We start from the raw sequence: 14,531 nt of genomic DNA, 5'->3' as shown, positions 1-14,531 counted from the left end.
GCCTTTGCTGATTCCGCACGCGCAGCCAGGATGGATTCCGTGTCCTGCCGTACAGCCGTCCATCCGGACGTACTCTGGCGCCGCTGACCGGACCAGCTTCCCGGCCAGGACACGCCAAGGGGCTGCCCCTTCGGCTGCCCTGATGGCAGTAAATTGCGGTTTCATCGCCGGCTCCACGGCACAGCTGTTGGCATAGCCCGCGCCCCGTCTCCGGATAGTCCTTTCTTTCGAAGGGCCCGGTGTGGCGTCCCTGTAATGCCGCCCATGGCTTACCGCGACGGTCGGACGCTTCGTGATTGTGCTTATATGCAATTTCCGCCAATTCCCTCGCTGAAATTCGCATGCCCGTATTGTCGCGCTTTTTTCGCAGCAAAAATGGGCTTATTTGCCGCGCCCTTTTTCGCGCCTGCTATTTAGGAGAGGAGGTGCCTCCTTTGATACGAAAACTCCTGGGACTCCTGTCCCGTCCCCTGCAGCGCCGAAGTTCATTTAACAGCGCCCAGCTGGAGCAGCATCGGAACGACGTGTTCGTTCTCATGCACCAGCAGTTAGGTGGCCTGCGTTGACAGCCGGCCCTGATCCTGCGGGACACCGATCCCGGGGGACGGGGCCGGCGGTAAGCTCGAACCCATGCACGAGACCCTGCCGCCGGAGGATGGACCACGGTCCCGCATCGTGGTGCCCAGCCGCAGTGATGCATTCCTGCGGAACTTCACTGAGTTAATCGGTGGGCCCCTTGGGACCAGGGCGGCCCCCGGGCTGGTCTCCCCCGGCATCTACACGGTGGAGCGGGTACTCATTGTCCTCACCGCGCTGGCGGCCTTGGTCGGGCTCCTACTGAAGGGCTACTGCCGGGTTAACGGCTGGGAGACGCCCACGCAGTTCTATGCCACCTGCTACTCGGATTTCCCGGAGCTGTTCCGGAACCGCGGAATGGCGTCGGGAGTCTTTCCCATCCTGGGCAGCGGCAGCCAGTTCGAATATCCGGTGCTGATCGCATTGATTGCCGGAGTCACTGCCTGGCTGGTCCCCGGCGGAGACGCCAATGCCCGGTCCCTGGCCTACTTCGACATCAACGCCGTGCTGCTGGGGGCGGTGTTCATGGCCATGGTCCTGGTGATTGCGCGGATGCCCGGCCGACGGCCCTGGGACGCGGCCATGGTGGCCCTGGCTCCGGGGATTGTCCTGGCAGGAACCATCAACTGGGACCTCTGGGCTGCGTGCCTGCTGGCTGTGGGGATGTATTTTTTCGCGCGGGGGCGCCTGGTGGCTGCCGGCATTTTGATCGGCCTGGCCACTGCTGTGAAGTTGTACCCGGTGCTGGTGCTGGGACCCATACTCCTGCTTGCGCTGCGAACGGGACGGTGGCGGCCGCTGCTGGTCACAGGCGGTGCTGCTGCTGCAGCGTGGCTGGTGGTCAACGTGCCGTTCGTGGCAGTCAATCCTTCAGGCTGGGCCTACTTCTTCCAATACAGCGCGGAGCGGGGTGCGGGATACAGCTCAGCCTGGTTTGCCTACAACCTGGTGGCGGGCCGGGTGGGCTGGGCCGGGCTTTCTGCCGACGGCGTCAGCGTCCTGTCCGTGGGGCTGTTTGTCCTGGCGTGTGCGGGCATTGCCGGCGTTGCCCTGACGGCGCCCCGCCGACCCCGCCTGGCGCAGCTTGCGTTCCTGGTCGTGGCCGCGTTCATCCTTACCGGCAAGGTCTATTCGCCCCAGTACGTGGTGTGGCTGGTTCCGCTGCTGGCCCTTGCCAGGCCGCGGTGGCGCGACTTCCTCGTGTGGCAGGGCGTCGAAGCCCTGCATTGGGCTGCGATCTGGTTGTACCTTGGACAGGTGACCAGCGCCGGCCCCTCCCAGCACAACCTGGACATGCCCTACTACGTGCTGGCCGTCGCCGCCCACATGGTCGCGGTGGCCTATTTGATGGCACGCGTCGTCTGGGACATCTTCGACCCCGCGCACGATCCCATCCGGCGCCACCACGTGGACGATCCCCACGGAGGCTTCTTCGCGGGCGCACCTGACCGGGTCCGCCTGCGTTTACGGCGGCGCGCCGTTCCCGCCCTTCCCTTGAAAGCAGGGTCCCATGCCTGATGTGACGGTAGTAGGTGCCGGCCCCAACGGACTCTCTGCGGCAGCGGTGATGGCGCGGGCCGGGCTGTCAGTGGAGGTTTTCGAGGCCGCAACAAAAATCGGCGGCGGAACGCGGACCACCGAGTTAATGCAGCCGGGGCACTTCCACGACGTCTGTTCCGCCGTGCATCCCATGGCCGTGGCCTCCCCTTTCTTCCGCGCCTTCGAACTGCCGCGCAGGGTGGAACTGATCACCCCCGAGGTGTCGTTTGGCTCGCCGCTGGAGGGCGGCAAGGCAGCCCTGGCCTACAAGTCCCTGGACGCCACCGCAGAGGGACTTGGCCAGGACGGACCTGCCTACCGGCGGCTCATGGAACCGCTGGTCCACAACATCGACGACGTCATGGACTTCACCCAGAACCAGCTCCTCCGGATTCCGCGGAATCCGCTGGTGGCCGGCATTTACGGCCTGCGGACGCTGGAACAGGGAACGGGGCTGTGGAACCTCAGGTTCCGGGAAGAGCTTGCGCCGGCCCTCCTCAGCGGGGTGGCAGCCCATGCCATCTCCCATCTGCCCTCCCTGGCCGCAGCCGGAGCCGGACTCATGCTCGGTGCCCTGGGGCACGCAGGTGGCTGGCCCATCCCCCGCGGCGGCTCCGCGGCCATTTCGACAGCACTGGCGGATGACATCCGTGCCCACGGCGGCATCATCCATACTGAAGCCCCGATAGACCGGCTTGAACAGCTTCCTGCCGCGCGGGCCACCCTGCTGGACGTTGCGCCCAAGGGGCTCCTGGACATGGCGCGGGATTCGCTTCCCGTTCACTACCGTAGGGCGCTGGAGCGCTTCCGGTACGGTAACGGGTCCTGCAAGGTGGACTTCATCCTCTCCGGGCCGGTGCCTTGGCAGGCTCCCGGACTTTCCGACGCAGGCACGGTCCATGTGGGCGGCACGCGGGCCGAACTGGCGCGATCGGAGAACGAAGTCAGTGCCGGACGCCACCCCGACCGGCCCTATGTGCTCGTGGCCCAGCCGTCCAGCTTCGACCCCAGCCGTGCCCCGGCGGGCAGGCACACACTCTGGACGTACTGCCATGTCCCCTCCGGCTCCACGCGGGACATGACCAGCCAGGTGGTGGCCCAGCTGGAGCGCTTCGCACCCGGTTTCCGCGACCTGGTGGTTGAATCACACGTCATCACCGCGGCGGAACTGGCCGAGTACAACCGCAACTACATCGGCGGTGACTTCAGCGCCGGCATCATGGATGTGCGGGGGCTTATCCAGAAGCCGGTGGTCTCTCCTGTCCCCTGGCGGACACCGCTGCTGGGGGTATACCTGTGCTCGTCTTCAACGCCGCCCGGCCCAGGGGTCACGGGCATGCCGGGAATGCATGCTGCACGGCACGCCCTGCGTGATGTGTTCAAACTGCCCGTTCCGGACCTGGGTCCCTCCTAGGCCTCGAGGGCCAGGGCTTATGACCGGCTGTCCTGTCATGTCGGCGGTCCGGGGGATAATGGCGCGATGGGGAACTCAACAAAACTTTCGCTTGCCATAGCTGCGCTCATTCTTGGAACCACACTGGTGGCCTGCGATGACGGAAAATCCGGTGCCGAAGCCGCCGCACAGCAATTGGCCGGTGCGGTCTCAGCGCTGGATGTAGGATCCGTTGCTTTCGACGGCAAGGACGCCGCCGCCGCCAACGACCAGCTCCACCAGGTTTTCGCAGCCCTGGACCCGCAAAAGCCGACCGTCCGGGCAGGCGGACTCACGCTGGACGGGGACAAAGCATCCGCTCCCCTGGACTACACCTGGAAGTTCGGCGACGCCGAGTGGAAGTACACCATCGCGGCGAACTTCAGGAAGTCCGGCGACAAGTGGCTCACCGCCTGGACCCCGGCCATGCTGGCCCCCGGCCTCGCGGACGGCGAGATCGTGACCAAGGGCTCCCAGTCCCCCAAACGCGCCGACATCCTGGGCGCCGGCGATGTGCCGCTGGTGACCTATCGCCCCGTGGTGAACGTGGGCATCGACAAACCGCTGCTGGGCGGGGCGGATCCAGCCGATTCCGCCGGCAAGCTCGCCGCGCTGGTGGGGGTGGATCCGGCCGCGTACGCGCAGCAGGTCAAGGCAGCCGGGGCACAGGCCTTCGTTTCCGCCATTACTTTGCGGGAAGAAGGCCGCACCATTAGCGACCAGCAGATCCAGGCCATCCCGGGTGCCCGAGGCATACCCGACTCCATCCCGCTGGCCCCCAGCCGGACGTTCGCCCGCGCTGTCCTTGGCTCCGTGGGCGAAGCCTCCGCGGAGCAGATCCAGGCATCAAACGGCGCCCTGACCCCGGGCGACGTCACCGGTACCGGCGGTCTCCAGCAGCAGTACGATGAGCAGCTCCGCGGATCAGACGCCGTGGTGATCCGCGCCCAGCGCGCCGACCTGACCCGCGAACAGATCCAGTCCGCAGGCACGGATCCCCGGCGCGTGCTTTTCCAGGTGGAGCCCAAACCCGGCACCCCCTTGAAGACCACGCTGGATCCGCGGCTGCAGACGCTGGCGGAAAGCACCCTGGAAGGGGTGGGGCCTGCGTCAGCCATCGTGGCCCTTCGTCCCTCCACCGGCGCTCTGCTCGCGGCAGCATCCGGCCCGGGCAGCAACGGCTACAACACCGCCATGCTGGGACAGTATGCGCCGGGTTCCATCTTCAAGATGGTGGATTCGCTGGCCATGTTCCGCAACGGCATGACGCCCGACTCCACGGTCCAATGCACGCCCACGCTCACCGTGGACGGGCGGACCTTCAAAAACTCCGAGGGCTACCCCGCGAGCTCGTTGGGTGCCGTGACGCTGCGCGATGCCTTTGCGCACTCCTGCAACACGGCCTTCATTTCCCAGCGGGACAGCGTGTCCCAGGGTCAGCTTGAGGCTGCCGCCACGTCCATGGGCGTGGCAGTGGAGGCGCCTAAGCTCGGCGCGGAAGCCTTCCTGGGATCCGTCCCGGGCGAGGCGCAGGGGACCGAACACGCCGCGTCGATGATCGGCCAGGGCAAGGTGCTGCTCTCCCCGCTGGCTGCAGCGATCATGGCCGGGTCCGTGGCCAAGGGTGCCCCGGTGTCGGTGCAGCTGGTCCTGAACCCCGACGCCGGTGCTCCCGCCGCCGGGACAACGGCCGGGTCCACCGCTCCGGCTGCCGAAGCGTCAGCGACCGCCACCGCGGAAGCACCCTCCACGGCGTCGGACAAGCCCATCACGGCAGCAGAGGCGGCATCGCTGGCTGACATGATGCGTGCCGTGGTCACCTCCGGCCACGCGGGCTTCCTCGCCAGCGTTCCCGGCGCACCTGTGGGTGCCAAGACCGGAACGGCGGAGTTCGGCACCGACAATCCCCCCAAGACCCACGCCTGGATCGTTGCCACCCACGGGGACCTGGCGGTTGCCGTATTCGTGGAGGACGGCGGCCTGGGTGCCACCACCTCCGGTCCGCTGCTGAAGCAGTTCCTCACCGGCGCCGGTTAGGAACAGGCATGGGAGGATGGACGGCGTGGCCCATATTGACGTTTCCGGCATTGACTACTTCCTCTCCGATGGCACCCAACTCCTGAACGGGGTCACCTTCAAGGTGCCGGACGGCACCAAGACCGCGCTGATCGGGCCTAATGGGACGGGCAAGACCACACTGTTCAGGATCATCGCGGGGGACCTGGTGCCGGACGAGGGCGTCATTGGACGGTCCGGAAACATGGGCATCATGCGGCAGTTCGTGGGCCAGGTCCGCGACGGCTCCACCGTCAGGGACCTCCTGGTGACCGCCGCTCCCCCGGCCCTCGCCGCCGCTGCCCGCGAGGTTGACGATGCGGAGCTGGCCATGATGGAGCACGACGACGAACCCACCCAGATGCGGTACGCCCAGGCGATCGCGGACTGGGGGGATGCCGGCGGCTACGACGTGGAAACTGTCTGGGACGAGGTCTGCATGGCCGCGCTGGGACTGCCGTTCGACCGCGCACAGCACCGCCCGGCGTCGAGCCTTTCCGGCGGTGAGCAGAAACGCCTGGTACTTGAGGCACTGTTCGCCGGGCCGGACGATCTGCTGCTGCTGGACGAACCGGACAACTACCTGGACGTGCCGGGCAAGCGCTGGCTCGAGGAAATGCTCAACGAGTCAAAGAAGACCGTTTTCTTCATCAGCCACGACCGCGAGCTGCTGAACAATGCCGCGGGACGGATCGTCACGCTGGAGCCCGGGATCAACGGCGCATCCGCCTGGATCCACGGCGGCGGATTCGAATCCTATGTGGAGGCCCGCGCGGACCGGAACGCCCGCTTCGAAGAGCTGCGCAAGCGCTGGGACGAGGAGCACGTCAAGCTCAAGGAACTCGTCAACATGTACAAGAACAAGGCTGCCTTCCGCTCGGATATGGCCAACCGGTACCACGCGGCCCAGACCAGGCTGGCCAAGTTCCTCGAGGCCGGTCCGCCCGAGGCGCTGCCCATCGAGCAGAACGTCCAGATGCGGCTCAAGGGCGGGCGGACCGCTAAACGGGCCATCGTGGCGGAGCGGCTGGAGCTGACTGGCCTGATGAAACCGTTCTCCACGGAGGTGTGGTTCGGTGACCGCGTGGGCGTGCTGGGCTCTAACGGCTCCGGCAAGTCCCACTTCCTGCGCCTGCTTGCCACCGGCGGCACAGACCCTGAACGCGAGCACCTGCCGGTCTCGGATGTGGTGATCGCAGAAGTACCGCACGACGGCACCGTGAAGCTCGGTGCACGGATCCGGCCCGGGTTCTTTGCCCAGACCCACGTCCGACCCGATCTCCTGGGCAAGACCCTGCTGGACATTCTGCACCGGGGCGACGAACACCGGTCCGGCCTGGGTCGTGAGGCGGCCGCGGGTGCCCTGGATGGATACGGCCTGGCGGGGCAGTCCGAGCAGAAGTACGAGTCCCTCTCCGGCGGCCAGCAGGCCCGCTTCCAGATCCTGCTCCTGCAGCTCAGCGGGGCCACGCTGCTGCTCCTGGATGAGCCCACCGACAACCTGGACCTGCACTCGGCGGAAGCCCTGGAGCGGGCCATCGACCACTTCGAAGGAACTGTCCTCGCGGTGACCCACGACCGCTGGTTCGCGCGGACATTCGACCGGTTTCTCGTATTCGGCTCCGACGGGAAGGTGTACGAATCCGCGGAGCCGGTGTGGGACGAGCAGAGGGTTGAACGCGCCCGCTGAACAAATGTGCCCTTCTTGCTCTGAGCGAATGATCACAAATTGCTAGCATTTGATCATGAAGACGGATGAGCGGCATCGGACCATCGCCGACATCCTCCGGCGGCAGCCCGAGGCAAGCGTGGAAGAGCTCATGCAGGCCTGTGCTGCTTCAGGAGCAACCATCCGCCGCGACCTGGAGGTGCTCGCAGGCCACGGCGTCCTCCGGAGGGTCCACGGCGGCGCCAGAAGCCTCATTGGCCACGGGGTGAATCCCGGCTACGGGCAGCGTGAACTGGAAGACCGTGAAGCGAAGGGCCGCATAGCTGTGGCGGTCGCCCGCCTGCTGGCTGACCGCGAACACGTCTGGCTGGACAGCGGAAGCACAGCTACCGCTGTGGCGCGGGCCCTGGCGGGACGCGATGTGACGCTGATGCCCATGTCCCTGCAGGCGCTCAATGCGGCAGCAGAGGGCGACGGCGGTGCAGGCCCGCGGCCTGCCTTGCTGCTGCCGGGCGGCAGTGTGGTGCCCGGGGAACTCTGTTTCCGCGGGCCGCTGGCCGAATCCAATATCAGGTCACTCCGTTTCGATACTGCCGTGGTCACCCCCTGTGCGGTGGATTTCAGGGACGGGCTGCTGGCACATGACCTGGAGGACGCGGCCATCAAGAGAGCCGGCCTTGAATCCGCGGCACGGGTGGTGCTGGCCGCCTCAGCATCGAAGTGGGAGGCCAGCGCCCGGGTCCTCGTGGCAGGCCTGGATCGGGTGGACGTCATCGTCACGGACCGGAAGTTCAGCACGCAGGACAAAGCCGAATTCGATAAGTACTCCGTGGAAGTAGTGAGCGTATGAGCACCAATACCGGTATGGAGCAGCACGCAGGATTGAAAGCCGCCGGCGCAGCCACTTTCGTGGTCTTCGGTATCAATGGGCTGGTGTTCGCCAGTTGGGCGGCCAGGATCCCTGCCGTCACCCAGACGCTGCACATCACCTCCGGCCAAATGGGCACGCTCCTGCTCTGCACGGCCATCGGCTCCCTGCTTGCGCTTCCCACCGCCGGGCTGGTGGTTGGCAGGATCGGTACCGCCAACACCGTGCGCTTCGCCGGCCTCCTGGCTGCGGCCGCAGGCGTGGGCATCGCACTGTCGCTTTCGGCCACGTCCATTGCCGGGACGGCGGTGTCACTGTTCTTCTTCGGCATCGGCATCGGACTGTGGGACGTGGCGCAGAACATCGAAGGCGCGGATGTGGAGCACAAGCTCCGGCGGACCATCATGCCCCAGTTCCATGCTGCCTTCAGCGGTGGTGCCTTCGTAGGGGCCCTTGTCGGGGCAGGGCTGTCCACGCTGGGAGTCGACCTGCCGCTGCACCTCCTGGTGATCGCAGCCGTTGTGGTGCTGGTGGCCTTGACCGTGCCCCGCTACTTCCTTCCCCACGTATCGTCGGCTCCCGTTGCCGGGGAGCTGAAACCAGCCAAGGGACCGTCCGCGTGGCGGGACGGCCGGACGCTGCTCATCGGAGTGGTGGTCCTGGGTGCCACCTTGACCGAAGGCGCCGGCAATGACTGGATCGCCAAGGCGTCCGTTGACGGCCTTGCCACCTCGGAATCCACCGGCGCCCTGATGTTCGCCCTGTTCGTCCTTGCCATGACGGCAATGCGGTTCCTCGGCGGCCGCGTCATCGACAAGTACGGGCGCGTTGCGGTACTCCGCGCCAGCATGGCGGCCGTAGCCGCCGGACTGGGCCTCTTTGTGCTGGCATCCAGTATCTGGCTGGCCGGGGTTGGGGCAGCCCTGTGGGGTGTGGGTGCCGCCCTCGCCTTTCCGATGGGGATGTCCGCTGCTTCCGACGATCCGCGGCAGTCAGCCGCTCGGGTGTCCGTAGTATCCACTTTGGGGTATATATCTTTCCTTGCCGGGCCGCCGGTGCTTGGCTACCTCGGTGACCTCACCGGGATCCATACCGCGCTCCTGGCCATCATGCTGCCAATCCTGGTGGCACTGCTGCTTGCAGGGGCGGCGAAGCCGCTCCAGGCCGGTCAGGAGTCCTCCGTTCAAGAGTCCACTCAACGGGAGTAACGGTTGGGGTTAGGGTGATCACATGCACAGCAGCAGGCCACGGGGCCGGACCTGGATCAGCCGCATCGATAGATACCTCTTGGCGCATGTTTCAAGACTGCCCGGTGGAGACCATGATGTCTTCTTCCGGCGCCTGTCCGCCTCGGCCAACCAGGGAAAGCTGTGGATAGGAACAGCGGCAGTGCTGGCCCTGTTTCCGGGCAAGACGCGCAGGGCGGCGCTGCACGGGCTGCTGGCCCAGGGGGTGGCCTCCACCGTCACCAACGTGGTGTTCAAGACCCTGCTTCCCCGCGCCCGGCCCTTGCCGGAGCACCTGCCCGTCTTCCGCTTCGTGCATCCGCAGCCCACCAGCTCTTCGATGCCGTCCGGGCATTCAGCGTCGGCGGTTGCGTTCGCAGTCGGAGCAGGGCTTGTCCGTCCCGCTCTGGGAGTTGCGTTGGCACCTGCTGCCTTGGGCGTCGCCTACTCGAGGGTCCACACCGGCGCCCACTGGCCATCCGATGTCCTTTTCGGATCAGCCCTGGGTGCAGGTGCCGCCCTGGTGACCCGCCATTGGTGGCCGGTCCGGCCGCCCATCCCGCAAACCACCCGCTCCTGGACCAGCGCTCCGCAACTGCCGGACGGTGCGGGCCTGAGCATCGTGGTCAACACGCTGGGCGGTTCCTTCAAGGAAGAAACCGCGGCCGCGCTCCAGGAAGTATTTCCCAAAGCGCATATAAATACCGTTCAACCGGATGAAGACCTGGTCCAGCGGATCAATGCTACGGCGGACTTCCCGGGGACCCTCGCCCTGGGTGTGTGGGGCGGGGACGGAACTGTCGGCGCTGCGGCGGCTGCCGCCGTCGAACGCTCTTTGCCCCTGCTGGTCCTGCCCGGCGGGACCCTCAACCACTTTGCCCGCGACGCGGGCACAGGCAGCCTGAAAGACGCGGAGGAAGCAGCCAGCAAGGGTGAGGCCGCACTGGCAGACATTGGCGTGGTCACCGCCGAACGCGGACTGCCCGGGAACCCCGAAGTTTCCGAGCTGGTTATGCTCAACACGTCCAGCGTCGGCCTCTACCCCAACTTCGTGCGCCGCCGGGAGCACCTGCAGCCGGCGCTTGGTAAGCCATTGGCGGGCGTCGTGGCAATGTTCAGGACCTTCACGGCCGGGACACCGACGACGCTGACCGTGGACGGAGTGGAGCACAAAGTGTGGATCGCCTACCTGGGGCGTGGGCGCTACTACCCCCGTGACCACGCTCCCCTGATCCGGCCGGTGATGGATGACGGGGTTTTGGATGTCCGGATGATTACCGCCGACGAAACCTTCGCCAGGCTCCGGCTGCTGTGGTCCGTCCTGACGGGGACCGTGGCAAGTTCCAGGATTACGCACCTGAGGGAGGCAACAGAGGCCAGGATCGATGCCGGCGGCGCACCGATGGCGCTGGCAGTTGACGGCGAGGCATTGGCAGGGGTCCGCAGCGTGACCTACCGCGTCCGTCCCCGGGCACTTACGTACTACTCCCCGCATCCGAATCGTTAACCTTTGTCCGGCAAATGACCCTGATTCACCCCTGAATCATCCCTGGGAAGGGTCAAAAGCAGGACTGGCGTCGGTAGCGTGGGGAATGCACACCACCCACCGCCGTCCAGCAGCCCGGTGCTGCCGTTCAAAGGACTTTTGATGATCGAGGCAAACGGACTGACCAAGATCTACGGCGCCAAGACCGCCGTAGCCGGCGTGAGCTTCACCGTCAGGGCAGGACAGGTTACGGGCTTCCTGGGACCCAATGGGGCAGGGAAGTCCACCACCATGCGGATGATTATGGGATTGGACCGCCCCACATCGGGATCCGTCACTGTGAACGGCCTGCGGTACGCGCAGCACAAGGCACCCCTGCGTGAGGTGGGCGCCCTCCTTGATGCCAAAGCCGTCCACACCAGCCGCAGCGCCTACAACCACCTGCTGGCCATGGCGGCCACGCACGGCATTCCCAAAGCGAGGGTGCACGAGGTGATCGGCATGACGGGGCTGGACGCGGTGGCGCGCAAGAAGGCCGGCGGATTTTCGCTTGGCATGGGGCAACGGCTGGGTATCGCTGCCGCCCTGTTGGGCGACCCGCAAACCCTCATTCTGGACGAGCCGGTCAACGGCCTCGATCCGGAGGGGGTGGTCTGGGTCCGGAACCTGGTGCGGTACCTGGCAGGCCAGGGGCGGACAGTATTCCTTTCCAGCCACCTGATGAGTGAGATGGCCCAGACAGCCGACCACCTCATCGTGATCGGGCGCGGAAGGGTGATAGCCGATGCCCCTATCCGCGACATCATTACCGGCAGCGGACAGTCCCGGGTGCGGGTCCGGACCGACCAGCCGGACACGCTCCGCCAGCTGCTCGCCGCACGCGGTGCGTCCATTGAAGTTCCCGAACCTGAGATGCTGGAAGTAACCGGCCTGCAGGCCAAGACGATCGCCGCTTTGGCCTTGGAAAACCAGGTCCTGATCTACGAACTCACACCCCTGGTTGCCAGCCTTGAGGAGGCCTACATGGAGCTGACCAAGGACGACGTCGAATACCACTCCCTGTCCGCTGCGGAGGCAGGTAACTGATGAGCTCCCCGACCGCTGAATCCACTTCCCCTCACGAACCCGCACCCTCCTTCTCCGCGCCAGTCCACTTTGGTGGGAGGCGGTCGCAGCCCGGCCCCACCTTCTTCCGGGTCCTTAATTCGGAAATCATCAAATTCCGCAGCCTCCTCTCAACGCTGATCCTGCTCGCCTCCACGGCCGTGGTCATGGTCGGCTTCGGGGCACTGTCCGCCTGGGGGACGGGCCAGTTCACGGACGCGGCCACGCGCGACCCCCAGGCCGGGGGGCGGATGGCAGCCCAGGGCGGTGACCTCGCCGTGAGCGCCCCCACCTCGGGTATCGCCTTTGCCCAGCTGATCCTGGGGTCCCTCGGGGTACTCCTCATGAGTTCGGAATTCACCACCGGCATGGCCCGTTCCACCTTCGCGGCAGTGCCCAAACGGCTTCCCGCCTTCGCGGCCAAACTGGTGGTGGTAATGGTGACGTCGTTCGCCGTTACCGCAGTATCCATCTGGGTTGCGGGAATGGTGGCGGTGCCAATCCTGGACAACTACGGCCTGAAGCTGGACCTGGGCAGTTCACAGTCAGCGAAGCTCCTCCTGGTCAACAGCATCTACGTGGCAGCCGTCGCCGCCATCGGCATGGCCCTGGGCACGCTGCTGCGGAACTCCGCAGGAGGCATCATGAGCCTGGTGGGCATCTTCTTTGTGGCACCCATCGCCTTCCAGCTCATCCCGGGCGACTTTTTCAAGGAGGCCCGGAAGTACCTCCCCGGAAACACGGTGGATCCCGTGGCTGCCGCCCAGCACGTCCCGGACACCCTCGAGGCCTGGCAGGCGGGGCTGGTCCTCGGCGCATGGGTGGTCATTCCTGTCCTGCTCGCTGCGGTCCTGCTCAAAAGACGGGACGTCTAGGAGGTTGCGCCCGGCTTCCCGGGCCCAACGAGCAGCCCGGCGCGTGGTTTCGGGCACATTACAAATTTTCCTGTGGGAAAACGTCCGTTGCCCGTGGTGGTTCCAGCTTGGAGGCACGTCCTGTTGGCGCCAACCAGATCTGTTGGACTGCACAAAGCACGGCGCATAATGGCGGACCTAGGGTGAAACGACGATGTGGTGCAACACACGGTCTCCCCGTGGCCGCCACGGCACGTCGCTCAACCAATGCTATTTCCCCAACAAGGACGGCGCTTCCATGCATGCTGACCAGCAACTCTCAAAGTCCCTGAAACCCAGGCACCTGTCCATGATCGCCATCGCCGGCGTCATTGGCGCAGGACTCTTCGTCGGCTCGGGGGCGGCGATCCAGCAGGCCGGACCCGGCATCCTCGTCGCCTATGCGGCCGCCGGACTGGTGGTCATCCTGGTGATGCGCATGCTGGGCGAGATGGCCGCAGCAAACCCCGAAACGGGATCCTTCTCCACCTACGCGGACAAGGCACTGGGCCGCTGGGCAGGGTTCAGCATCGGCTGGCTCTACGCCTGGTTCTGGATCATCGTCCTCGGCATCGAAGCCACAGCCGGTGCTGCCATCATGCACCGCTGGGTGCCGGGCATCGACCAGTGGGTGTGGGCCCTTGCCCTCATGGTGCTGCTGACCCTCACCAACCTCGGTTCCGTAAAGTCCTACGGCGAGTTCGAGTTCTGGTTCGCCTCCATCAAGGTAGCGGCCATCGTCCTCTTCCTCATCTTTGGCGTTGCCGCCATCCTCGGCCTCATCCCCGGCGTCCCCGCACCCGGCCTGAGCAACCTGGTCAACAACGGCGGCTTCATGCCCAACGGTCCGGGAGCGGTCCTGGCCGGCATCCTGGTGGTGGTCTTCTCCTTCTTCGGGGCAGAAATCGCCACCATCGCGGCCGGCGAATCGGAAAACCCCGTGGACGCCGTCAAGAAGGCCGTCAAGTCCACCGTCTGGCGCATCCTGGTCTTCTACATCGGCTCCATTGCCATTGTGGTCACCCTGCTCCCCTGGAACTCCGCCTCCGTGGCCAAGAGCCCCTACGTGGCCGTCATCGAACTGTTCGGCATCCCCGGCGCCGGCACCATCATGGACGTCGTTGTCCTCACCTCGGTGCTCTCCTGCCTCAACTCCGGCCTCTACACGGCCAGCCGCATGCTGTTCTCCCTCTCCACCCGCGGTGACGCGCCGCGCTCCTGGACCCGCATCTCCCGCCGCGGCGTTCCCGCCGCCGCCGTCCTCGCCTCCACCGTGGTGGGCTTCGTGACGGTCGGGCTGAACTACATTGCCCCGGACACCGTGTTCCTCTTCCTGGTCAACACCTCAGGCGCCATTGCACTGTTCGTGTGGCTGGTCATCTCCGCATCCCAGCTGGTCCTCCGCCGCCGGATGGGTGCCGCAGCCCAGGACCTGCAGCTGAAGATGTGGCTCTTCCCGTACCTCACCTGGGCAGCGATCATCAGCATCGTGGCCCTGCTCATCGGCATGGTGATCGAGGAATCCACCCGCGAATCGCTGCTGCTCTCCCTGGCGCTGGCCGCCGTGGTGGTGGCCGTGGGCGTGCTCCGCTACCGGGGCAAGGGTGCAGCCGCCGGAAGCCCGGTGGTGGCCACTGAACCTGCGCCGGCACCCGCCGAGTAGGTGCGGCGCTAGACTCGGGA

At 66.1% G+C, this 14,531-nt stretch carries 10 protein-coding genes; all 10 read left to right on the top strand.

What is annotated here, in order from left to right; genetic code table 11:
* Positions 1–630 precede the first annotated feature (630 nt).
* The 10 genes from J2X98_RS04940 to J2X98_RS04895 all read left to right on the top strand — a co-directional run bounded on the left by J2X98_RS04940 (position 631) and on the right by J2X98_RS04895 (position 14,511).
* Entirely contained in the window at positions 631–2,094 is a 1,464-nt protein-coding gene (locus tag J2X98_RS04940; protein WP_307304968.1) for a glycosyltransferase family 87 protein, read from the top strand.
* Positions 2,087–3,529 carry a phytoene desaturase family protein gene (locus J2X98_RS04935; RefSeq protein ID WP_307304965.1) on the top strand — a complete coding sequence of 481 codons (1,443 nt, stop codon included), beginning with the start codon at positions 2,087–2,089 and terminating at the stop codon, positions 3,527–3,529. The genes J2X98_RS04940 and J2X98_RS04935 overlap by 8 nt, the downstream gene beginning before the upstream one ends.
* Positions 3,530–3,595: 66 nt before the next feature.
* Positions 3,596–5,584: a penicillin-binding transpeptidase domain-containing protein gene (locus J2X98_RS04930; protein WP_307304963.1), complete on the top strand. Its 1,989-nt coding sequence runs from the start codon at positions 3,596–3,598 to the stop codon at positions 5,582–5,584.
* A 25-nt stretch (positions 5,585–5,609) separates the two neighbouring features.
* Positions 5,610–7,292 (top strand): ABC-F family ATP-binding cassette domain-containing protein, encoded by a 1,683-nt coding sequence (locus J2X98_RS04925; RefSeq protein ID WP_307304960.1) that lies wholly within the window; start codon positions 5,610–5,612, stop codon positions 7,290–7,292.
* A 55-nt stretch (positions 7,293–7,347) separates the two neighbouring features.
* A complete protein-coding gene (locus tag J2X98_RS04920) occupies positions 7,348–8,121 on the top strand; it encodes a DeoR/GlpR family DNA-binding transcription regulator (RefSeq protein ID WP_307304958.1) in 774 nt (257 codons plus the stop codon).
* Positions 8,118–9,347, top strand: a complete 1,230-nt coding sequence (locus J2X98_RS04915; RefSeq protein ID WP_307304955.1) for an MFS transporter — start codon at positions 8,118–8,120, stop codon at positions 9,345–9,347. Before J2X98_RS04920 ends, J2X98_RS04915 begins: the two co-directional genes overlap by 4 nt.
* Positions 9,348–9,369: 22 nt before the next feature.
* Positions 9,370–10,872 carry a bifunctional phosphatase PAP2/diacylglycerol kinase family protein gene (locus J2X98_RS04910; protein WP_307304951.1) on the top strand — a complete coding sequence of 501 codons (1,503 nt, stop codon included), beginning with the start codon at positions 9,370–9,372 and terminating at the stop codon, positions 10,870–10,872.
* A gap of 141 nt (positions 10,873–11,013) precedes the next feature.
* A complete protein-coding gene (locus J2X98_RS04905) occupies positions 11,014–11,937 on the top strand; it encodes an ABC transporter ATP-binding protein (protein WP_307304949.1) in 924 nt (307 codons plus the stop codon).
* Positions 11,937–12,830: an ABC transporter permease gene (locus J2X98_RS04900; protein WP_307304945.1), complete on the top strand. Its 894-nt coding sequence runs from the start codon at positions 11,937–11,939 to the stop codon at positions 12,828–12,830. Before J2X98_RS04905 ends, J2X98_RS04900 begins: the two co-directional genes overlap by 1 nt.
* 277 nt (positions 12,831–13,107) lie before the next feature.
* Entirely contained in the window at positions 13,108–14,511 is a 1,404-nt protein-coding gene (locus tag J2X98_RS04895) for an amino acid permease (protein WP_141944856.1), read from the top strand.
* Positions 14,512–14,531 lie beyond the last annotated feature (20 nt).

Origin of the sequence: Pseudarthrobacter enclensis, from assembly GCF_030811655.1 — a bacterium.
Classification (GTDB): Bacteria; Actinomycetota; Actinomycetes; order Actinomycetales; family Micrococcaceae; genus Arthrobacter; species Arthrobacter enclensis_A.
Note: the sequence above shows the minus strand (reverse complement) of the source record. Positions and strands in the feature narration are given on the sequence as shown.